This window comes from Pseudoalteromonas sp. P80D2 (assembly GCF_036680945.1).
Lineage (GTDB): Bacteria > Pseudomonadota > Gammaproteobacteria > Enterobacterales > Alteromonadaceae > Pseudoalteromonas > Pseudoalteromonas shioyasakiensis.
Genome location: NZ_JAZDAR010000022.1, coordinates 280,828 through 301,791 on the forward strand (window position 1 = coordinate 280,828; position 20,964 = coordinate 301,791).

The following is a 20,964-nucleotide window of genomic DNA, read 5'->3' on the forward strand; positions in this document are numbered from 1 at the left end:
CTTATGTCAATTAAATCACAGCCGCTTTCACTTCACCCTGATAGGCTATTTTCGAGTGACCCGGCAATTGTTAGTGTTGCCCGAGAGCTTTATGAAGAAATAAAAGATCTTCCAATAGTCAGCCCACATGGCCATACAGACCCAAAGTGGTTTAATAAAAACCCTAACTTTGGCAACGCCACTGAACTCTTTATAAAACCAGATCACTATGTATTTAGAATGCTTTACAGCCAAGGTATTGAATTAACCGAGCTTGGTATTCCTGAGCATGGTATCGATGGCGATTTAACACGATCAAAAAATGCAGATCCAAAAAAAGCTTGGCAGATTTTTGCAGATAACTATTACCTATTTGCAGGTACCCCAAGTGGCTACTGGTTAGATGCCGTTTTTTGTGATGTATTTGGTTTTAAAGAAAAGCTTAACTCTGAAAACGCACAACAATACTACGATAAAATCACCGCTGAACTTGCAACAGATGCTTATAAACCACAAGCATTAATGGATCGCTTTAATATAGAGCTCATAGCAACAACTGAAGGTGCATTAGATTCACTTGAACATCATAAAGAGATGGCTGAAACGGCCATGGCCAAACGAGTTATAACCACATTTAGGCCTGATGATGTTGTGGATGCGAGCCGAGAAGACTTTACTGACAATCTCGCTAAGCTTGTTGAGTTAACAGATCAAGATACCAGTACTTGGCAAGGTTATTTAGAAGCAGTTCGCATTCGTCGCGCTTACTTTAAAAAAGAAGGTCGAGCAACTGCAACCGACCATGGTCACCCCAGTGCGATTACTGCTGATTTATCACTATCTGAATGTGAAGCATTATTTAAAAAATGCCGCACAGGTAACGCGACAGAAGAAGAGCAAGAGCTATTTCGTGGCCAAATGCTAACGGAGCTGGCTGGTATGAGTATTGAAGATGGCCTTGTGATGCAAATTCATCCTGGCGCACATCGTAATCATAACCAGCCAATTTTCAATCAATTTGGCCGTGATAAAGGCGCAGATATTCCAAGCCAAACCGAGTATGTTAATGCCCTTAAGCCTCTTTTAACTAAATATGGTAATCATCCAAAGTTAAAAATCATTTTATTTACCCTAGATGAAACGACTTACAGTCGTGAGCTGGCACCGCTTGCTGGTCACTACCCTAGTTTAAAACTAGGTCCGGCATGGTGGTTTCATGATAGCCCTGCCGGTATGCTGCGTTTTCGTCAGCAAACAACTGAAACCGCAGGTTTCTATAATACGGTCGGTTTTAATGATGACACGCGTGCTTTTCTATCAATTCCAGCAAGACATGATGTAGCACGCCGAGTTGATTGCCGCTACTTAGCAGAGCTTGTTACAAATCATCAAATAACGATTGAAACAGCCCACGAGCTTGCTTATCAACTGACTTATGGGTTGGTTAAAAAAGCGTATAACTTATAAAAATCTAGCACGGCATTATTGACATAATGTCGTGCTTACTCAGGAACTCGAGATGTTGATTCGCGTGTCACCAAATGTGGCGTTACTGTTTTTGGCATAGGTAGTTTGTCTTGATTACCACGAGAGCGATTAATCAACTTTTGTACGGCTAAGCATGCCATATTAAATACAGGTCGGCGTATTGTTGTCAGCGATGGAATGATCCGAGATGCAAGAATATTGTCATCGAACCCCGCGACCGATAACTGTTCCGGCACTTTAATACCTTGGTTGTTAGCCACACGAAGCACAGCTGCAGCCATCTCATCATTGTTAGCAACGATTGCTGTTGGCCTAGGTTGTTTGTTTAATAACTCCCTAGCGCACTCTAAACCACTGTCGTAACTATTTTTGCCTTCAACAATATATTCTGAGGGTAAATTTACATCATAAACCTGCAATTCAGCTAAAAAGCCAGCTAAACGCTCTATTGATGAACGATAATTTTGTGGGCCAGAAATAAAGCCAATATCCTGATGGCCTAATTCGACTAAATGGTCTGCCATATCACGCATTGCTGCACGCTCGTCAGATACAACAATATTATCAGCGTCATCCAAATCAACTGATGCAAGCCTTACGTATGGACAATCAACATCTCTTAACGCCGCAGCGAGCTCTTTGTTTTCTGATACCGGAGGCAAGATAATGACGCCATCTAATTTTGAACGAGCGATAAAACGTAAGCAGTCATCAACAAAATCTTCGCGTTTTGCAGAGCCTGGGTGTACCACTAACTCGTAGCCTAATTCAGCACAGACACTCAATGCACCTCGTTGCACTTCATCAATATAGAGTGCATCAGGGTTATCATAAATTAGCCCTAACAAATACGAACGGCTTGAGGCTAAACCCCTGGCTTGCTTATCTGGCGAGAAGCCCGTTTGCTTTATTATCTCAAGCACTTTTTCACGTGTTGCTTCACCTACCGCAGGGGAGCTATTTATTACACGAGAAACGGTACGTTTTGATACCCCCGATAAGCGGGCAATATCATTAATTGTCACTGACATAGAAGATTCCGAAATAACTAACTTAGCTATAGTAGCACCAAGCTTTTATCCATAAAAGCTGTTAACTCTAGCAAAGCAATTGTTTTTATTAATCAATCAACCCTAGTAAGCGAGGTAAAAACTCACTTATGGCAGGTAAATAGGTCACCAACATAAGCACCATAAACATCACACAATACAAAGGCAGCATTGGCTTAATGATTTTATGAAGCGAAGTTTTTGCTACTGCGCAGCTGACAAACAATACACTACCAACCGGCGGCGATACCAAACCGATTGATAAATTAAGCACTATCATTACCCCAAATTGCACTGGTGACATGCCAAACTGTGCTGCAACGGGCAAAAAGATCGGAGTAAATATAAGCACTGCAGGTGTCATATCAATAAAAGCACCCACTAATATTAAAATGAGATTGATTAATAACAAAATTAGTAATGGGTTATCACTTAAGGTTAAGAAAAATTGACTCACCATTTGCGGAATGTGTGAATAGGATAAAACCCACGACATCGCACTAGAAGCGGCAATAATGAGCATCACGATTGCCGTTGTCTCACAAGCTTTTAGCAGTATTTTAGGTAACTCATCTAGCGATAATTCTTTATATACAAAAACGGCTAAAACCAGTGCGTATAATACAGCGACAGCCCCAGCCTCTGTAGCTGTGAATACTCCCCCTATAATACCGCCAATAACGATTATTATGAGTAGCAAACTAGGGATGGCTGCAATCACTTTTTCTAAAACCAAAGCAAGTGGTAAACGTGCTGCTACTGGGTAGTTGTTTTTTAAAGAATAGATGGCACAAACCAACATCAGTGTTAAGCCCAGTAAAATACCTGGTAAATACCCAGCAACAAACAGTGCCGCGATCGACACTCCGCCACTTGCTATAGCATAAATAATTAAGATGTTACTTGGCGGTATTAGCATACCCGTGGTTGCTGCGCTGGCCGTGACCGCAGCGGCGAAGTTTTCACTATAACCGTGCTTTTTCATTTCTGGCATCATAAAGCTGCCTATCGCCGATGTGGCCGCCACTGCAGAACCAGAAATTGCGCCAAACATCATACAAGACATCACATTGACCAGCGCTAGACCGCCCGGTAAAAAACCGACCATAGCCATAGCAGATTCAATTAAACGCCTAGCTATGCCCCCCTGCCCCATGATCAGACCCGATAAAATAAAAAACGGAATAGCCAGTAGTGCAAAGCTATCTATTCCACCTATCATTTGCTGCGCAATGGTCGTTGCCGCTGGAGTAAAATCCATGTGTAAAACCAGTGCTAACAAGGTCGACAGAGCAATACTAATTGAGATCGGAACATTGATTAACAGTAGTGTGAAGAAGCAAACTAGCAACAAGATGGCTGTCATTTCCATTATTCTTGCTCCTGTGTTTGTCTAAAAAAATAAATGATATTTTCAATGCAATTAAGTGTGATAAGTACGCCGCTAATTGGCAAAGCAACGTAAATAAACCCCATATTGATCCCAAGAGCAGCTGAGCGTTGATCTAATGCAAAGCTTAAGTTCATCAACATACCGCCTCCATAAACTAATAGGCTGAGCGCGGTAATCAGTACTGAAAACTCAATTAAAAATGAACACTTACGACGTATCGTTGGAATCATCTTCTGATAGAAAAGATCTAGCCCTAAGTGTGCTCGGGTACGATAGGCATACGAAGCACCTAAAACGCCAATCCACATAAGTAAAAAACGAGCAAGTTCTTCAGTGTAAGAGTTAGGGGACCGCAAAATAAAGCGTGAGAACACCTGCCAACTAACGACTGCAACAATGGCAAACATCGCAACAATTAATACCCATTCAATGAGCTGGTTTATTTTCGCATTAAACTCTTTCATAACGCCTCCTGCATCGCTTTTATTGCCGCAATTTGTGCGGCGATAGGCGTGCCTTTAAATGAGGCATGAAAAGGGGCTACTTTCTCTTGAAACACTTGTTTATCTGGGTAAATAACCTCAACACCCGCATCAACAACGGCCTGTAATGCCTGATCAGATGCTGATTGCCACAAACTACGTTGATAGGTAACAGAATCTTGCATTGCTAACTTCAGCCAGTGTTGCTGCTGAGTCGTTAATTGCTGCCAAACCTTTTGACTAGCAACTACGATGTCAGGCACAAAAGTGTGTTCATCTAAGGTGTAGTATTTCGCAATTTCATAATGACGAGATAGGTAATAGCTAGGCGGGTTATTTTCTGCACCATCGACAACACCTTGTTGCAGCGCAGAATAAAGTTCACCCCACGCAATGGGAGTGGCAGCGCCACCTAAAGACTGCACAGTAGCAATAGCCATTGGGCTAGTTACAACTCTAATTTTGCTACCAATTAAGTCATCGGGCGTTCTAATAGCTGCATCTGTTGTGTAAAAACTGCGACTACCCGCATCATAATAGCCAAGCCCTTTAAGGCGAGCTACAGCTAGGTCATCAAGCAATTTTTGCCCAAGCTGACTATTGAGTACTTTCCAAAAGTGCTCACTATCGTTAAATAAATAAGGCACCCCAAATACTTTCATTTGAGGCACAAAGCCTTCAAGTGGGCTTGACGATACTTTTGTCATCGACAAACTACCGATTTGTAATAGCTCTATTAATTCTCTTTCCGTGCCTAATTGTGCTGCGGGATAAATCACAATTTCCATTTGATTATCAGAGTAATAAGCTAAACGCTCTGCCATATACTCCATGGCTTGATGGGTAACATGACGGGTATCTAATGTATGCGCCATTGTTAGGCGAATAACCTTGTTGTCGTCACTGCAAGCACTGATAAAAAGTAAACAGCAGCAGAGAAATAGCGTGCTCAGAAGATTTTTATGCATTGTTGTGTCTTCTTTGTGTGTTCAATTGTGTGTTCATGTTGTCTTATATAATCCTTTATATTTCATTAAGGTACACGGCAATCCAAGCCATGACCTGCGTATCCATTTAAAAAATTTTGTGAGTTTTAAATGGAAAGCTATAAACAAACGTTAATTGTATTACTTATTTGTTAAAGGCCAGTTTTGACTACCGGTAGCAAATTGTCAAATCTTATTTGCCACCGGTGGCAAAATTAACTACTATGTTCTGCAATACACTGTAACAATGCTAAGAGCGGGCACAAAAATGCAAACTTTAAATCGTAAAAACTTTAATAAAAACAGATATCCAACGAGTATAATGCAGTTTGGAGAAGGCAATTTTTTACGTGCATTTGTCGATTGGCAAATAGATAAGCTTAACGAACAAACAGGCTTAAATGCCGGTGTTGCTATCATCAGACCCATCGACTACGACTCGCTGCCGCTTCTTAATACACAGGATGGCTTATATACCTGTATTATTCGTGGTATCAATGAGCAAAACCAAGCTGTTTCTGAGCAGCGTATTATCAGTTGCGTTAACGAAGAAATCCCAGTTTACAAAGAGTTTGATAACTATTTAAAGCTTGCTGAGAACAGTGACCTTAAAGTCATTTTTTCGAATACGACAGAAGCCGGCATTGAATACATTTCCGAGGACAAGTTATCTGATACCCCTGCAAAGGCATTTCCTGCAAAACTAACGCAATGGTTATTTCACCGCTTCAAGCACTTTAATGGTGCAAGCAGTAGTGGCATGATCATAATTCCTTGTGAACTTATTGACTATAATGGCGAAAAGCTTAAAGAGATTGTATTGCAGTACAGTCAGTTATGGGATTTACCAAGCGAGTTTGTGAACTGGCTTAACGAGCACAATCATTTTTGTTCATCCCTCGTTGACCGTATTGTGACGGGCTTTCCGCGCGATGAACATCAAGCTTTACAGCAACAATGCGGTTATTACGACAACTTCATGGTAACAGCAGAATACTTTCATTTATTTGTGATCCAAGGACCACAGCATTTAGCTGATGTATTACACCTTGAAGGAAGTGACTTAAACATTAAGGTTGTTGACGATATTGCGCCTTATAAGCAACGAAAAGTGGCTATTTTGAACGGTGCGCATACTGCTATGGTTCCACTTGCCTATATGGCAAATATTGATTCGGTTGGCGAGGCTCTCGCTTCACCTCTGCTTGAAAAATACGTTACTAAACTGATATTTGATGAAATCATCCCTACTCTATCCTTACCTAAAGAAGAGTTACAGGTTTTCGCTAATGACGTATTAAACCGCTTTAGAAACCCTTATATATGTCACCTACTGATGTCTATTTCATTAAATAGTATGACTAAATTCAAAACACGCTTGTTACCTCAATTAGAGCAATATATTAGCGACAACGAAACTGTACCACCACTCATTGCAACAGCTTTAGCTGGGCAAATATTGTTTTATCGTGGCGAGCGAAATGGCGACAAAATAGAATTAGCCGACAATCCAAAGTGGTTGGCTTTATTCAACGAGCAATGGCAACAACATCAGCAAGGATCAATAACAACCTATGAGCTGGTTAGCTCAGTGTTAGCTGCAAAGTGGCATTGGGATAAAGACTTAAATGAAATTGCAGGCCTTACAGATAAAGTAACTGAGCAACTAAGTCTAATGCTATCAAGCTCAGTTGAACAAACGCTTGTTAACTTATTGGAGTCATAAGCATGAGCAGACTATTACGACTTCATAATACTGATGATGTGGCCATTGCCTTACAGCCAATCAATGCAAATGAAAGAATCGAATTTGAAGGCTTTTCTTTTACAACGTTAGAAGACATAGATAAGGGTCATAAAGTTGCGCTTAAGCCGATTGCTAAGGGTGAGCGAGTCATTAAATATGGCGCCCCAATTGGTTTTGCACTTGAAGATATTAATCCAGGCGCATGGGTACACACACATTGCATCAAAACAACATTGCATGATGAATTAACATACCAATATCAGCCAGAGTTCGTTACACAAGCCCCCGAAAAGCCATCACCTGAGGTTAATATTTACCGTCGTGCCAATGGTGAGATTGGTATTCGCAACGAGATATGGTTGATCCCAACCGTTGGCTGCGTGAATGGCATGATCAAACAAATGAAAGATGAGTTTTTACGTAACCATGCTGATCTTGAAATTGATGGCGTTCACATATTTCCACATCAATTTGGCTGCTCTCAATTAGGCGATGATTTAGAAACCACAAAAGTTTTATTGCAAGATATGGCCTTACACCCTAATGCCGGTGGTGCGTTAATCGTTGGCCTAGGTTGCGAAAACAACCAATTAGCTGCTTTTAAAGCGGGTTTAGGTGAAATAGACGAATCACGAATTAAGTTTTTAATTTCACAGCACTCTGATGATGAAGTTGAAGATGGCGTAGCTCTGCTAGAAGAAATCTACAGCGTCGTTAAACACGATAAGCGAGAAACCGGAAAGCTCAGTGAAGTAAAATTTGGTCTTGAGTGTGGAGGCAGTGATGGCCTATCAGGGATCACAGCCAACCCCATGCTTGGCTACTTCTCTGATTACTTAATTGCTCAAGGGGGCACAACAGTCCTGACGGAAGTCCCCGAAATGTTTGGTGCAGAGACATTACTCATGTCTCGCTGTAAAGATGAAGAAACCTTTAATCAACTTGTCAGCATGGTTAATAACTTTAAAGGTTATTACAAAGCACATAATCAGCCTATTTACGAAAACCCTTCTCCAGGCAATAAAAAAGGTGGAATTAGTACATTAGAAGATAAGTCGTTAGGTTGTACACAAAAGGCTGGCACAAGCAAAGTGCAGGCTGTGCTTGAGTATGGTGAACGCTTAAGTGTCGCTGGTTTAAATTTACTTAATGCACCGGGTAATGATCCCATTGCCACCAGCGCACTTGCCGCTGCAGGCTGTCATATTGTGCTATTCACAACTGGCCGAGGTACGCCTTATGGTGGCTTTGTGCCGACTTTAAAAATTGCTACTAACTCAGAGCTGGCAAATAAGAAAACGCGCTGGATAGACTTTGATGCCGGTGTGCTAGTCAGCGGTAAAAGCATGCCTGAAGTGCATCAGGAATTTGTCGATTTATTAGTTGAGATAGTAAATGGAAAGCCAACATGTAACGAAGTTAATGATATTCGTGAAGTCGCTATTTGGAAAAAAGGAGTCACTCTGTAATGCAGGCTAAAAAAGTCGCCATTATTGGAGAGTGTATGGTGGAATTGTCTGGCCAGCTATTCGCAACCATGCAACAAAACTTTGGTGGTGACACCATGAATACCGCAATTTACCTAAAGAAATTAGCGGGCGAAAGAATTGATGTTTGTTACTTCACTGCCATGGGTGAAGATGCATTAAGCCAAGCTATGATAGCTCGTTGGCAGGATTATCAAATAAATTGCGACTTTGTTCTCAAAGATAAGCAAAGACATGCTGGCCTTTATATGATTCAAACAGACCAACATGGCGAGCGTTCTTTTCAATATTGGCGCAATAATTCTGCAGCAAAGCACCTTGTTCAGCAGCCAACATTTTATAATATCATCAATAAATTAACTGAGTTTGATGCTGTTTATTTATCAGGCATTAGTTTGGCAATTTTGCCCCCAGAGGATTGCTATGCATTACTTAACGAGCTGACAAACTTAAAACGCGCAGGTGTAAAAATTATTTATGATAGCAATCACAGGCCTTCGTTATGGCACTCGATGCAATACTGTCAGGATATTAATAAGCGGATAGCGCAATTAGCCGACCTGGCTTTGGTAACGTTTGATGATGAAGCACTGATTTGGAATTGCAAAGATATTTCAGCTTGTAGAGAGTGGCTTCATGAATTAGGCGTTAAAGAACTTGTAATTAAAGATGGTGGAAATGGATGCCAATACAGTACATTAGAGCAGCAAAATGCAACGCATTATCCTACCAATAAAATTAATAAAGTCATTGATACAACAGCGGCAGGAGATGCATTTAATGCCGGTTTTTTATCGGCTTGGCTGCAGGATCAAGCTATTGAAGAATGCGCAAAACAAGGAAATTATATTGCAGGGCAAGTCATTCAGCACCAAGGTGCTATCGTTGAGATAACAACCTAAGTTTTACTAAAATAAGGTTTAACCACCAATTAACTTAGTGGTTAAACCTGCAAATACGAATAACTTAATAATTATTTAAAAGTTAAAGCCTAGAGAAACCCAATAACGTCGACCATCTTCAACATATCCGTATTCATCTTCGGTGATTTCTTTATCAAACAGATTATAAACACCAAATCCTAACTTAATGCTGCGGCTTAAATCGTAGTTACCGCCAATATCAGCCAAGGTGTAATCTGGCGCAATTAGGCTGTCTTGCGATGGGCCTGTTGTCGGCTGGCTTTCTTCGCCGCGGTAATGAACACGCAACCAGGTGCCTAGCTTATCAACCGGGCGCCAATTAACTGATGTTTGTAAAATATGCTTCGGTAATTGGTTAAGTGGGCTGCCTTTGTATTCACCGGTTTTTTGCTCAGAGTCGGTGTAGGTGTAGTTGGCACTGACATCAAGCTCACTGGTTATGTCGTAAGATACTGATAACTCAAAACCTTGTGTAACGGCTTCATCCACATTGACATAGGTTGTTGGCATCGAACCAAACTGATTTGGTCCATCCGTACACTGGGTGAGTGGGCACGAAATACGGGTAATTTTATCTTCAAATTCGTTGTAAAATACGGTGCTTGAAAGTGATAAATCACGGCTGGCATCATAGTAGATACCCATTTCGTAGTTTACTGATTTTTCAGGGCTTAAATCTGGGTTACCGTAAATATTACCACCTCGGCTCACTTGCCCCCAAGCTGCGGTAGATTGACGAATATTCGGCGCTCTAAAGCCTGTTGAGATACCGCCTTTCACCGTCAACGACTTAGTTGCTGTATACACACCATATAAGCGCGGGCTGAAATGGCCTGAAAAATTACCATCATGGTCATAACGAAGACCGGTAGTGAGTTTAAACTGCTTGGTTGCAGCCCATTCATCTTCGGCAAATACTGACCATTGCTCGTTCTCAACATGCGTTAAGTCACTAATGCGGTTACTGGTGTAATCGTCCAGCTCTTCTTTTAAATATGACGCACCAAATGCAGCATTATGATTGGTAAATGGTAAAGTCCAGCTTGTTTGCGCATCGGTATTTTCGACGTACATTTCACGAGAGGTATTATCGAATTTGTCATACTTTAAGTAACTGCGTGATGAGCCAAAATCATAAAAACCATTATGGCTTAGTGAGTAGCTTTCTTGGTCGTACTCTGTGGTTGATGACTCTGGGCAACCATTACGGCCACAACTTTCACCTTCTGCTAAAGGAGCAACTGTTTTACCTAATGTTTCGTCGAGTTTTTGTTTTGCAGAGCCTACTTCAAGCATAATTTCATGGCTATCAGAGGGCGTTAAGATAAACTTTGCTTTGATATTACTTTGCTCTTTACCACGAAAACCGGCTTCGAAATCGTCTTCGTCACGCTTTGAAAACTGACCAGATAACTGCATACCTAATAACTCAGGAATTAAACCACCCGCAGTAAAGAAACTGCCTTGGTTGATATTACCCGATTCACTTGATTCTTGAATCGTGCTGTCTAAGCGTAATTCACCGTACCATTTTTCAGGTGTTTTACGGGTAATAATATTGATAACACCACCGATTGCATCTGAGCCATATAGTGAAGACATAGGGCCGCGAATAACTTCAATACGCTCAATTGCTGAAATAGGTGGAGTCCATGCCCCCTCGACACCTGGGCCATCACTGTTTGGACGAGTTTCGCGTGAGGTTTGACGCTGGCCGTCAATTAAAATCAAAGTATATTGACTTGCCATCCCGCGCAGACTGATATCTTTTCTGTCGCCACCACCTGTGACAACCACACCAGGAACGTCGGTCATCGCATCGGTTAGATCTCGGTAAAATCGTTTTTCAAGCTGCTCACGGTCGATAACACTGATACTGGCTGGCGCCTCTTTAAGCATTTGCTCGTAACCGGAAGCCGATACAACTATTACTTCCATGTCTTGTTTTTTGTCATCAGCGTATGCAAAATGGGAAAGACCTGCTAACACAGCAGCGGTGAGTGGTAAAACAGAAGAAACAACCCTCGTCATAATAATACTCCGTGACTTTTTGTTTATAAATGATAATAATTAGCGTTTGCATACTAATGAGAAGTCCCGATTTTCACAATTTACGATTTCTTAAAACTGAATTAAGAAGGCCTGAACCATGAATTCCAAGCTGATAAAAACATTGCGTGTATTTTCTCGTACTGTTGAAACAGGCAACATGAGCAGTGCAGCTGCAGAGTTATCGATGACCACATCGGCTGTCAGTCAACACATTAAGCAATTAGAACAAGAAATCGGATTGAGCCTATTTAACCGCAGCCCACGCGAACTGACTTTAACCGAAGCGGGCCATCTGTATTATCAAAGCTGTTTAAAAATACTGGCACTGGCGGATCAGGCCAGTACGCAATTGCAACAATTACAAAATAAGCCTAGTGGCGAGCTCAAATTAGTTGCGCCAGTGGGGTTTGGCGGTGGCCTATTAAGCGAGCCATTAGATCGCTTAATTAACGAGTTTGATGATTTACGTATTCAGTTAATTTTGACTGATGAGCCAATTGATATGATCAAATGCGGCGCTGACCTAGCGATTGCGATTGGCCCATTAACTGACTCAAACCTCGTTGCTCGTAAATTAGCAACTTGGCCGTTAAAGCTATGTGCTCATAAAGACCATGCAATTAGCAAACTCGATAAAGCCAATTGGGAAGACCTTGGCAACTTTGCCCGTATCGCCCACAGCAACGCCGACAGTAATGCGTTTAACCCGTCAACGCTGGCAAGCAAGCCGTTACCGAAAGCAAAGATCACCGTAAATAATATGCAAAGCTTAATTAAATTAGTGTGTGATGGTGTTGGCTATGGCGTATTACCAGAGCCAGAAGTCAGGCATTTACTAAAATCGAAAGAGCTGGTTGAAATCGCACCTGAGTGGGCAATGCCAAATTACACTGTTTATGCCGTAACACCAGCCAGAGACAGCTTAGCGGCAAAAACAAAAACTGCCATTGATACATTAAAACTGTGCTTTAACCATGTGTCTAAGCAAGTTGAGTTAGTTGATTAAGACGCTACAAGGATAATACCCATTTGCCGTATTCGGATGGGTATTATCCAAATTAGTATTAGCCTAGCGCCAGCCAAACGCCCACACACATCATTAACGCGCCAGCAATACGGTTTAACCACTTCACATTATCGCCTTTATCTAAAAACAGCCTTAAGCTCTTTCCGCCTGTTGCGTAAATCAACATACAGATAAATTCGCTCAGCATAATAATGCTCACTAATACGGCAAGCTGAGGGGCAACCGCTAAATCAACATTAATAAACGGAGGCAATAAAGAAATCATAAATGCCCACCCTTTTGGGTTTGCAATGGCAGTGATATAACCCTGCGAAAATAATTGCCCACGACCAATTTGTTGCTGTGTATCATCGCTAGGTTTAAAGCTGGTTTTAGCGCGCCACATATTAACCCCTAGGTAAATTAAGTACGCACCACCTAAGTATTTTAAAAAGGCAAATAACTCAGGGTAATTAAGCATAATACTAGCAACCCCAATCACCGCAGCAATGGCTACCGTGGCAACGCCTAACACCTCGCCGACCATCATCCACAGCGTACGTCTAACGCCCACACTCATCCCTAACGTCATGGCAAGCGTCATACACATACCAGGTGTAATAGAAACAAAGAAAAAGGTCGGAATAAAAACCGCGAGTACTGCTAAATCGAGCATAAATGCAATCACATGTTTATTGCTTAAAAAGAGAAAGCGATTAAATCACATTCACTTAAATAAGCAAACAAACACGCGATTGCTAACAGGCTTATAAAAACATACCGCCCGATGCTTCTATTCGTTGCCCGGTTACCCAACGGTTTTCATCACCGAGTAATTGCGCAATCATAGGGCCAATATCATCAGCTTGACCAACGCGCCCCATGGCTGTAGATGAACTCACTAATTGAGCTACATGCTCATTATCACGGACAGCACCGCCACCAAAATCAGTGGCAATTGCGCCTGGAGCGACGATATTCACGGCAATATTGCGACCAGCCAGTTCTTTTGCCATGTATTTGGTTAATACCTCAACGGCCCCTTTCATGGTGGCGTAGACCGCTTTTCCTGGTAATGCAAAACGTGTCAGCCCTGAAGATAAGTTAATAATACGCCCACCATCATTGATCATCTCATGCAGTGTTTGCGTTAAGAAAAACACCCCTTTTACATGTACATTCATCAAATTATCAAACATAGCTTCACTGGTATCAGCAAATGCACTATCACTGCCATGGCCTGCGTTATTAATTAAATAATCAAATCGAGATGTTTGCCATTGTGTTGCCAAGGTACTTTCAAGTGTTTGTTTAAATTCAGCAAAACCTAAAATATCGCTCACATCAAGTTGAATGGCGACGGCTTTTGCCCCCAGTGCAGCTACTTCTTCTACAACCTGCTGTGCTTCATCTTTATGGCTTCTGTAAGTAAATACGCAATCAATGCTCTTACGTGCCAAACTTAAAACTGTATTTTTACCTAAACCGCGATTACCACCTGTGATCACTGCAATTCTATTGCTCATCATGTTTACCTTTTGCTTTGAAGTAATTGTGAGCAACCAGTATATTTACACTGCAAAACCAGATAAACCATGTAAAATTGAATTAACTGTTCGTAAATAACAAACAATCATGAATGAACTAAATGCCATGAAAACCTTTGTTCAGGTTGCAGAGCTAAAAAGCTTTTCAGCTGCAGCACTTGCACTGAGCATGCCTAAATCATCTGTCTCGCAGTTGGTCAAACAACTCGAAGATACGTTAGGTGCTCGGCTTCTAAACCGCACAACAAGACGAGTTACGCTGACCAACGAAGGCACGGTTTTTTATCAGCGCTGCAAAGATATGCTTGCTGATATAGACGAACTACAAACCCTATTTCATAAAAAAGACGAAGCGTTATCAGGGCGTCTTAGAGTAGATATGCCACAGCCAATTAGCAGACGTTTAGTGCTACCGAATCTAGACAGCTTTTTATCTGCACACCCGCAATTAGAGATTGAACTGAGTAGTTCTGACAGACGAGTTAACCTAATTGAAGAAGGCTTTGATTGTGTAGTGCGAGTCGGTAATTTAGAAGACTCATCGCTGATTGCGAAAAAAATTGGCCACTGCCCGATGATTAACTGTGTAAGCCCAGGTTATATTAAAAAACACGGCAACATCACAGAACTTAGCGATTTAGCCGAGCACTACATTGTTCGCTATAGCCAAACACTCGGCCAACTTGACCCCGGCTTTGAATACCAAGATACACAAGGCGATTGGCAAACCCTGACCATGAAATCACAACTTACAGTTAACAACACGGATGCCTACAAAGCAGCGTGCTTAGCAGGGCTTGGCCTTATTCAAGTGCCTCGTCATGGAGTTCTTGACGAGCTCAGCCGTGGTGAACTTATCCAAGTTTTACCTGACTATAATTTGCCGCCCATGCCTATGAATATCGTCTACCCAAATCGACGCCATTTACCAAGGCGTACCCGAGTGTTTATTGATTGGTTAAGCGAGCAATTAAAACCGATAACAAAAAGCTAGTGAGCTTATTAAAATAATGTAAGGAATAGTAATATTTCCAAAAAACACTCTTTTCCTAACGCTGAGAGTTATAGCTCAGCTATGTGCGAAAGAGTTTCAGGATGACGCTGAACCAACTTTAGAAGAGTTACTGCTTGCCCATTTGGTGCGCTTCGCCCCTGCTCCCAGTTTTCTAAGGTACGAGATGATGTGTGCAGCAAACGAGCGAAGACACCCCGTGACATATTAAATTGCTCACGAATACTTACAATTTCATCAGGTGAGATGTCTAACTCACTAATGTCGTTAATTTGATGCGTTTTAAGAGTTAGCTTGCCCTCTGAATGCTCTTTAGCCTCAACAAGTGCAGAACTTAACTCTGCAAATAAATCACGACTGCTCATTACGCCAAATCTCCATAAAAGCCTTTAAATGTTTCTTTTGATCTGCTGTTAAATCAGACATTTCACTCTTACCATAAATGGTCAATAAGTAGAAACGATGTTTTTCATCAAGGAAATAATAAATAACACGAAAGCCACCGCGCTTGCCCTTACCTTTGCCAGCAACTCGCACCTTACGTAAACCACCTGTACCTTGAATAACATCCCCCTGTTTAGGGTTAGACATTAATTCAGCTTGGAAAACCCTAAACTCTTCATCGCTAAGATACTCGTTACGGTACTTTTCAAATATAGTTGATTCAACAAATACACTTTTCATTGGCAAAGTATACGCAAACAACGTATAGATGGCAAACCTGTACGTGATTAACGTAGTTTTAGTATTTATAGCTAGATATCTTTGCTCGAATTTTCTTGTCGGTATCTGGAATTATAAACATGAACAACATTTCCTCTTATTTGCTAACCGCTTATCTACGAATAGGAATATGCAAGTAGGCAATACAAAAATCCCCGCTATAAGGCGGGGATTTTTAATATTTAACAAATTACTGAGTAACACCGTCAACGGCAACTGGCTCTGCGGGTTTTTCGTCTCTTAATAAGTATTTATCTAACCACTGCTCTTGCTCCCAAAGTACATGCAGCAAGCTCTTACGAGCGCGATAGCCATGCGCCTCATAAGGTAACATCACTAAGCGAGCTTCTTTACCTAAGCCTTTTAATGCAGCGTACATACGCTCACTTTGCATTGGGAAAGTACCCGAATTAGGATCTTCTTGACCATGGATCATCAGCATAGGCTCATTGATTTTCTCAGCATGGAAAAACGGTGACATAGCCGCGTACACATCTTGCGCTTGCCAAAAATCACGCTCTTCACCTTGGAAACCAAATGGCGTTAGGGTGCGGTTGTAAGCACCACTGCGGGCAATACCGGTTTTAAATAAATCGCTGTGCGCTAATAAATTCGCCACCATAAAGGCACCATAAGAGTGACCTGCAATGGCAATGTTATCTTTATCTGCCACACCTTTTTCAACAAGTACATCAACCGCTGCCTTAGCACTTGCCACCAGCTGCTTACGGAATAAATCGTTTGGCTCTTTACCATCAACACCCACAATTGGCATCTTCGGGTCGTCAAATACAGCAATACCTTTTGCAAGATAAGGCATTGGCCCCCAATAACCGATATAAGTAAACTCATACGGCGACTCGCGCATTTGTGACGCAACGGCTTTATCTTTATATTCAAGCGGATAAGCCCACATTAGAACCGGTAACGGGCCTTGAGTTGAATCATAACCAGGCGGTAAATAAAGCGTACCACTAAGCTCAACGCCGTCATCACGCTTGTATCGAATTAGCTCTTTAGTCACCCCTTTAAATTCTGGGTAAGGGTGCTCAAAAGTCGTAAGTTGAGTCAGGGTTTTATCGTCTAGGTCGCGAATAAAAAAGTTAGGTTGCTCAGTTTTAGATTCGCGAATAGTAATTAAACGCTCGCCTTCATCATCAAGCATGGCACGCACACGCTCATAGTATGGCGCTTCTGATTGCCAAATGCGTGTTGTGGTATTAGTTTTTACATCATAACGGTCTAAAAACGGAATATTCCCCTTTTCAGATGCACCATTTCCGCGTAAGAAAAGATAACGCCCGCCAACAACTTTTAATACATCAGCGCCCAAATCATTTTTTTCATAAATTGGGTAACCTGGGTTTTTGTAGGCATCGTTATAACTGCGTTCGGAAAATAGCACACGGTTTTTATCTGCATTACGTGGTTGAATAACAAATGTGCGAACTTGTCGGTCCCTAAAGCGCCATTCAGATAACAGAGCAACATTACCGTTGCCCCAAGTAATTGAATCAAAACGGCGTTCAACTTTAGCAAATAACTTAGCATCACGTTTAAATGGTGCTCTTAGGCTATAAAGGTAATCGTGATGAGGAACGTCGGTTTTCATATCACCGCCGTCTTGTGCTTCTGCCCAAATTACTTCAGCGCCTTGATCAGCTCGCCATTGAAATTCGCGGCGACCAGTACGCACACTGTCATAACCTTGTGGAATGTTATCTGCTAAAGGCTGCTTCGCAAGCTCTGCTAGCGTATAGCCACGCATTCCCCAAATTTGCCAAGTCGCAGCAAATCGGCTGTAAGGCACTTGATAAGAAAAAGGCTCATCAATCATGCCAACCAAAATATTGGTTGAATCAGGTGAGACCGAAAACGATTTAATTAAGCCCGGTTGACCAATTGGTTGGCCTTGACCACTAAGCGGAATATAAGTCAGCTGGCTTTGCGCAAAAAACTTAAATTGTGCTTCATCATATGGGCTAGTTAACAAGTTTTGATAAGTACGAGCAGGCGCTTTTTCACCACTACTTTGCTGAATAACTGGTACAATCTGCGAGCTGTCGTTGCTGATACGTGCTTTACCAATATTAACCGCTGCATTAGCTACAATGGCACTGCTATCTGGCAACCAAGTATAAGGCGTGCGCGTTAGCACTGAATTAAGTGGTGTATCACTTAACTGGCGGGCTTGCTTAGTACTTACATTATAAACCCATAAGTTAGCACTCGATGCTTGCTCAACCACAAACGCCAAGTATTGACTGTCGCTTGACCAACTTGGTGAGCGTAAAATGCCATTAGGCAAACCAGATACAACAATTTCAGAACCGGTTTCAACATGCTTAAGCACTAAAGATGTGAATTTATTACGCACTCGTGAGCGCGAAAAATTAGCAGGATTAAGCTTAATACCCGCAAGTTTCAACTCTTCTTTGGCTAAGTCTTGTAACGTATCGATGCGTTTTCTATCAAATAACGCCAGCCACTGGCCATCATTGGATAAATAACTACTCGGTGCAAGCTTAGCATCAACCACAGCAGCCAGTGCGGGCGATGGAGTTTGATAACCTTGATTAGCAAAACTGGGTGTGCAAACAGCTGCGCCAATAACTAGCGCAAAAAGCAGTTTAAATGCTTTCATGTTCGTTCCTTTTTCGTTTTTATTTTCGATTCTGTAAACAAGTAGAACATGTTTGCAGCATTTCATAAAGAGTTTAGACCCTTTTGTCAGCCAATCAGTGACTTAAACAGCTAAATTACGCTAAAATAAAAGCACTCTATTCGCCACTTTTTGCTAATAAAAATGAAAAAATCGACAGGCAAAGTCACAATTTGGGATGTAGCTGAACAAGCACAAGTTTCAAAATCAACGGTGTCTTTGGTCCTTACCAACAGTGATAAGGTCAGTAAAAAAAGTAAAGAAAAAGTACTGGCTGCCATTGATAAGCTTGGCTATGTGTATAACCGCGATGCTGCAGCACTTCGTAGCAAGCGCTCAAACCTCGTCGCGTTGGTTATAAATGACTTAACCAACCCGTATTCAGCTCAGCTGGCTGTTGGTCTCGAAAAACACATCTTTGAGCTTGGCATGCTGCCAATGCTGGTGAATATTGCGGAGTGTGTCGAAAGGCAAACTCAAGTGGTGAAAACCCTAAAAGAATACAACGTATCGGCGTTTATTATGTGTCCGGCTCCGGGCACACAGCAGCAGTGGCAAGATGATTTAATAAATAGTGGTTTTCCGGTTATTAATATCATGCGTGAAATTCCCTTTTCAGCAGCGCCGTGTATTTTGCCTGATAACAAAAAAGGCACACATATTTCGACCAGCCATATTTTATCGCAAGGCATAGAAGAGGTAGCCTTTTTAGGTGGTACGGCAGAAATATCTGATTACCATGAACGTTTGAGTGGTTTTTTAGCTGCGCTTGAGCAATTTAATATCACTGACGAAAAACCCGTTATTCAAGCACCAACAAACCGCCAAGGTGGCCGAGAAGCCTTTAATACCCTTATAAAACAAGCGCCAAATACCAAAGCCATTGTCTGTTTTAATGATGTGATTGCTTACGGCGCGATTGAAGCTATGCGCCAACACGGCCTAGAGCCGGGTAAAGACATCAAAGTTATTGGCTTTGATGACTTAGAAGATTCCCGCTTAATGTTGCCTTCCCTTTCAACCATCGCCATTAATGCCGATGAAATCGGTAAACGCACCTGTCAGGTGCTAAAAGAACTATTAGATAAATCAACACCCCCAGTTCGCACCTTGGTGGATGTTAACTTAAAAATACGAGATTCAAGTCAATGAAAAAAGTGTTAGTGATCGGCTATGTATGGCCTGAGCCTAATTCGTCGGCAGCCGGCACCCACATGATGTCACTCCTGCGCGCCTTTCGTGCAGAAAACTGGCAAGTCGAATTTGCAAGCCCTGCGCAAAAAACCGAACACATGGTGGATCTCAGCGAAGATGGCATTACCACACAGGTCATTGCATTAAACTGCTCTAGCTTTGATGAGTACGTACAAGCTTATAACCCTGATATTGTGATGTTTGACCGCTTTATGATGGAAGAGCAATTTGGTTGGCGAGTCGACAAATACTGCCCTAACGCACTTAAGATTCTTGATACCGAAGATTTACAGTGCCTCAGAAATGCCCGTCACGAAGCTCACAAAGCAGGCCGAGAATTCAGCCATAGTGATTTACACAGTGATATTGCAAAGCGAGAAATCGCCGCTATTTTACGCTCAGACATCAGCTTAATTATCTCGCACTACGAGATGCAGCTACTCAATGACGTTTTCAAAGTTGATAGCGCCCTACTTCACCACTTACCATTTTTGGTTGATTTGCAGCATATTCCTACCAGCACCAAAGCATTTGCAGAGCGTAAACACTTTATGACCATAGGTAATTTTCGTCATGCGCCAAACTGGGATGCAGTGTTGTACTTACAACAGATTTGGCCGCTGATCCGCAAACAATTACCTGATGCCGAACTCCACATTTATGGCTCTTACCCGCCACCAAAGGCAACAGCGCTGAACAATCCAAAAACCGGCTTTTTAATCAAAGGCTGGGCTGATGATGCTTATCAAGTGATGGAAGATGCCCGAGTATGTTTATCGCCACTGCGTTTTGGGGCTGGTATTAAGGGTAAGTTACTCGAAGCGATGATCATGCAAACGCCGAGCGTAACAACTCCTATTGGCAGTGAAGGCATGCATCAAAATGAGCCTTGGTCAGGCGCAATCTGTGAAGATGCACAGCAATTTGCAGATGCAGCAGTGGCACTTTATCAAGATGAAGCGTTATTTACTCAGGCACAGCAAAATGGCCAGCAGTTATTGCAAAAATATTATGATAAATCAAAACTTCAGTCGCAGTTAATCGCTAAAATCACCGCCATTAGTGAGTCATTAGCGCAGCATAGACAGCAAAATTTTACCGGCCAAATGCTCAAACATCACACCATGCGTTCAACCCAATACATGGCGCAGTGGATTGAAGCAAAAAATAAGTAATTTTGCCGTAAATAACACTAGACATAGCGGCTTTTGTCGCTAAAATCGCGCTGGTAAAT

The 20,964-nt window shown here is 41.9% G+C and carries 18 protein-coding genes; 8 read left to right on the top strand and 10 right to left on the bottom strand.

What is annotated here, in order from left to right:
* Positions 1 to 3: 3 nt before the first annotated feature.
* The gene (gene uxaC, locus VRK28_RS03830; protein ID WP_332393418.1) at positions 4 to 1,446 is read left to right on the top strand and encodes a glucuronate isomerase; all 1,443 of its coding nucleotides are present in this window, start codon (positions 4 to 6) and stop codon (positions 1,444 to 1,446) included.
* A gap of 35 nt (positions 1,447 to 1,481) precedes the next feature.
* On the opposite strand, the gene VRK28_RS03835 is transcribed toward uxaC, so the two are convergent.
* The 4 genes from VRK28_RS03835 to VRK28_RS03850 all read right to left on the bottom strand — a co-directional run bounded on the left by VRK28_RS03835 (position 1,482) and on the right by VRK28_RS03850 (position 5,266).
* Positions 1,482 to 2,498: a LacI family DNA-binding transcriptional regulator gene (locus tag VRK28_RS03835; RefSeq protein WP_332393420.1), complete on the bottom strand. Its 1,017-nt coding sequence runs from the start codon at positions 2,496 to 2,498 to the stop codon at positions 1,482 to 1,484.
* Between the two features lie 88 nt (positions 2,499 to 2,586).
* On the bottom strand, positions 2,587 to 3,888 hold the full coding sequence (locus VRK28_RS03840; protein WP_332393422.1) for a TRAP transporter large permease: 1,302 nt from the start codon (positions 3,886 to 3,888) through the stop codon (positions 2,587 to 2,589).
* On the bottom strand, positions 3,888 to 4,373 hold the full coding sequence (locus VRK28_RS03845) for a TRAP transporter small permease (protein WP_062565778.1): 486 nt from the start codon (positions 4,371 to 4,373) through the stop codon (positions 3,888 to 3,890). The genes VRK28_RS03840 and VRK28_RS03845 overlap by 1 nt, the downstream gene beginning before the upstream one ends.
* Positions 4,370 to 5,266: a TRAP transporter substrate-binding protein gene (locus VRK28_RS03850; RefSeq protein ID WP_095209690.1), complete on the bottom strand. Its 897-nt coding sequence runs from the start codon at positions 5,264 to 5,266 to the stop codon at positions 4,370 to 4,372. The genes VRK28_RS03845 and VRK28_RS03850 overlap by 4 nt, the downstream gene beginning before the upstream one ends.
* Before the next feature lie 379 nt (positions 5,267 to 5,645).
* Between VRK28_RS03850 and VRK28_RS03855 the strand changes: the two genes are divergently transcribed.
* From VRK28_RS03855 to VRK28_RS03865, 3 genes are read left to right on the top strand one after another with little or no spacing between them, the layout of a single operon-like run.
* Positions 5,646 to 7,103 carry a tagaturonate reductase gene (locus tag VRK28_RS03855; protein ID WP_332393427.1) on the top strand — a complete coding sequence of 486 codons (1,458 nt, stop codon included), beginning with the start codon at positions 5,646 to 5,648 and terminating at the stop codon, positions 7,101 to 7,103.
* Positions 7,104 to 7,105: 2 nt separating this feature from the next.
* Positions 7,106 to 8,593: a UxaA family hydrolase gene (locus tag VRK28_RS03860; RefSeq protein ID WP_130167679.1), complete on the top strand. Its 1,488-nt coding sequence runs from the start codon at positions 7,106 to 7,108 to the stop codon at positions 8,591 to 8,593.
* Positions 8,593 to 9,513, top strand: a complete 921-nt coding sequence (locus tag VRK28_RS03865; RefSeq protein ID WP_130167680.1) for a sugar kinase — start codon at positions 8,593 to 8,595, stop codon at positions 9,511 to 9,513. The genes VRK28_RS03860 and VRK28_RS03865 overlap by 1 nt, the downstream gene beginning before the upstream one ends.
* A 75-nt stretch (positions 9,514 to 9,588) precedes the next feature.
* Here VRK28_RS03865 and VRK28_RS03870 read toward each other — a convergent pair whose 3' ends face one another.
* Entirely contained in the window at positions 9,589 to 11,565 is a 1,977-nt protein-coding gene (locus VRK28_RS03870; RefSeq protein WP_138519543.1) for a ligand-gated channel protein, read from the bottom strand.
* Positions 11,566 to 11,683: 118 nt separating this feature from the next.
* Between VRK28_RS03870 and VRK28_RS03875 the strand changes: the two genes are divergently transcribed.
* A complete protein-coding gene (locus tag VRK28_RS03875) occupies positions 11,684 to 12,592 on the top strand; it encodes a LysR family transcriptional regulator (protein WP_058584682.1) in 909 nt (302 codons plus the stop codon).
* Positions 12,593 to 12,650: 58 nt separating this feature from the next.
* Here VRK28_RS03875 and VRK28_RS03880 read toward each other — a convergent pair whose 3' ends face one another.
* Together VRK28_RS03880 and VRK28_RS03885 are read right to left on the bottom strand one after the other, a co-directional pair.
* Positions 12,651 to 13,268, bottom strand: coding sequence for a LysE family translocator (locus tag VRK28_RS03880; protein ID WP_062565940.1), 618 nt, complete (start codon positions 13,266 to 13,268; stop codon positions 12,651 to 12,653).
* A gap of 91 nt (positions 13,269 to 13,359) precedes the next feature.
* Positions 13,360 to 14,121 carry an SDR family NAD(P)-dependent oxidoreductase gene (locus VRK28_RS03885; protein ID WP_205990975.1) on the bottom strand — a complete coding sequence of 254 codons (762 nt, stop codon included), beginning with the start codon at positions 14,119 to 14,121 and terminating at the stop codon, positions 13,360 to 13,362.
* A gap of 106 nt (positions 14,122 to 14,227) precedes the next feature.
* Here VRK28_RS03885 and VRK28_RS03890 point away from each other — a divergent pair, with 106 nt between their 5' ends.
* Positions 14,228 to 15,133 (top strand): LysR family transcriptional regulator, encoded by a 906-nt coding sequence (locus tag VRK28_RS03890; RefSeq protein ID WP_082710918.1) that lies wholly within the window; start codon positions 14,228 to 14,230, stop codon positions 15,131 to 15,133.
* 68 nt (positions 15,134 to 15,201) lie between these two features.
* Here the strand turns inward: VRK28_RS03890 and VRK28_RS03895 are convergent, their stop codons facing one another.
* The 3 genes from VRK28_RS03895 to VRK28_RS03905 all read right to left on the bottom strand — a co-directional run bounded on the left by VRK28_RS03895 (position 15,202) and on the right by VRK28_RS03905 (position 18,518).
* Positions 15,202 to 15,516: a helix-turn-helix domain-containing protein gene (locus tag VRK28_RS03895; protein ID WP_062565786.1), complete on the bottom strand. Its 315-nt coding sequence runs from the start codon at positions 15,514 to 15,516 to the stop codon at positions 15,202 to 15,204.
* The gene (locus VRK28_RS03900) at positions 15,503 to 15,835 is read right to left on the bottom strand and encodes a type II toxin-antitoxin system RelE/ParE family toxin (RefSeq protein ID WP_063527586.1); all 333 of its coding nucleotides are present in this window, start codon (positions 15,833 to 15,835) and stop codon (positions 15,503 to 15,505) included. Before VRK28_RS03900 ends, VRK28_RS03895 begins: the two co-directional genes overlap by 14 nt.
* A 229-nt stretch (positions 15,836 to 16,064) precedes the next feature.
* Complete coding sequence (locus VRK28_RS03905; RefSeq protein WP_332393431.1) at positions 16,065 to 18,518, bottom strand: S9 family peptidase; 2,454 nt, start codon at positions 18,516 to 18,518, stop codon at positions 16,065 to 16,067.
* A gap of 162 nt (positions 18,519 to 18,680) precedes the next feature.
* On the opposite strand from VRK28_RS03905, the gene VRK28_RS03910 reads away from it, so the two are divergent.
* Positions 18,681 to 19,688 (top strand): LacI family DNA-binding transcriptional regulator, encoded by a 1,008-nt coding sequence (locus tag VRK28_RS03910; RefSeq protein WP_062565789.1) that lies wholly within the window; start codon positions 18,681 to 18,683, stop codon positions 19,686 to 19,688.
* A complete protein-coding gene (locus VRK28_RS03915; RefSeq protein WP_332393435.1) occupies positions 19,685 to 20,905 on the top strand; it encodes a glycosyltransferase in 1,221 nt (406 codons plus the stop codon). Before VRK28_RS03910 ends, VRK28_RS03915 begins: the two co-directional genes overlap by 4 nt.
* Positions 20,906 to 20,964 lie beyond the last annotated feature (59 nt).

Coding starts and splice junctions, on each gene's coding strand:
- uxaC (WP_332393418.1), top strand. CDS start 4: ATGTCAATTAAATCACAGCCGCTTTCACTTCACCCTGATAGGCTATTT.
- VRK28_RS03835 (WP_332393420.1), bottom strand. CDS start 2,498: ATGTCAGTGACAATTAATGATATTGCCCGCTTATCGGGGGTATCAAAA.
- VRK28_RS03840 (WP_332393422.1), bottom strand. CDS start 3,888: ATGGAAATGACAGCCATCTTGTTGCTAGTTTGCTTCTTCACACTACTG.
- VRK28_RS03845 (WP_062565778.1), bottom strand. CDS start 4,373: ATGAAAGAGTTTAATGCGAAAATAAACCAGCTCATTGAATGGGTATTA.
- VRK28_RS03850 (WP_095209690.1), bottom strand. CDS start 5,266: ATGGCGCATACATTAGATACCCGTCATGTTACCCATCAAGCCATGGAG.
- VRK28_RS03855 (WP_332393427.1), top strand. CDS start 5,646: ATGCAAACTTTAAATCGTAAAAACTTTAATAAAAACAGATATCCAACG.
- VRK28_RS03860 (WP_130167679.1), top strand. CDS start 7,106: ATGAGCAGACTATTACGACTTCATAATACTGATGATGTGGCCATTGCC.
- VRK28_RS03865 (WP_130167680.1), top strand. CDS start 8,593: ATGCAGGCTAAAAAAGTCGCCATTATTGGAGAGTGTATGGTGGAATTG.
- VRK28_RS03870 (WP_138519543.1), bottom strand. CDS start 11,565: ATGACGAGGGTTGTTTCTTCTGTTTTACCACTCACCGCTGCTGTGTTA.
- VRK28_RS03875 (WP_058584682.1), top strand. CDS start 11,684: ATGAATTCCAAGCTGATAAAAACATTGCGTGTATTTTCTCGTACTGTT.
- VRK28_RS03880 (WP_062565940.1), bottom strand. CDS start 13,268: ATGCTCGATTTAGCAGTACTCGCGGTTTTTATTCCGACCTTTTTCTTT.
- VRK28_RS03885 (WP_205990975.1), bottom strand. CDS start 14,121: ATGATGAGCAATAGAATTGCAGTGATCACAGGTGGTAATCGCGGTTTA.
- VRK28_RS03890 (WP_082710918.1), top strand. CDS start 14,228: ATGAATGAACTAAATGCCATGAAAACCTTTGTTCAGGTTGCAGAGCTA.
- VRK28_RS03895 (WP_062565786.1), bottom strand. CDS start 15,516: ATGAGCAGTCGTGATTTATTTGCAGAGTTAAGTTCTGCACTTGTTGAG.
- VRK28_RS03900 (WP_063527586.1), bottom strand. CDS start 15,835: ATGAAAAGTGTATTTGTTGAATCAACTATATTTGAAAAGTACCGTAAC.
- VRK28_RS03905 (WP_332393431.1), bottom strand. CDS start 18,518: ATGAAAGCATTTAAACTGCTTTTTGCGCTAGTTATTGGCGCAGCTGTT.
- VRK28_RS03910 (WP_062565789.1), top strand. CDS start 18,681: ATGAAAAAATCGACAGGCAAAGTCACAATTTGGGATGTAGCTGAACAA.
- VRK28_RS03915 (WP_332393435.1), top strand. CDS start 19,685: ATGAAAAAAGTGTTAGTGATCGGCTATGTATGGCCTGAGCCTAATTCG.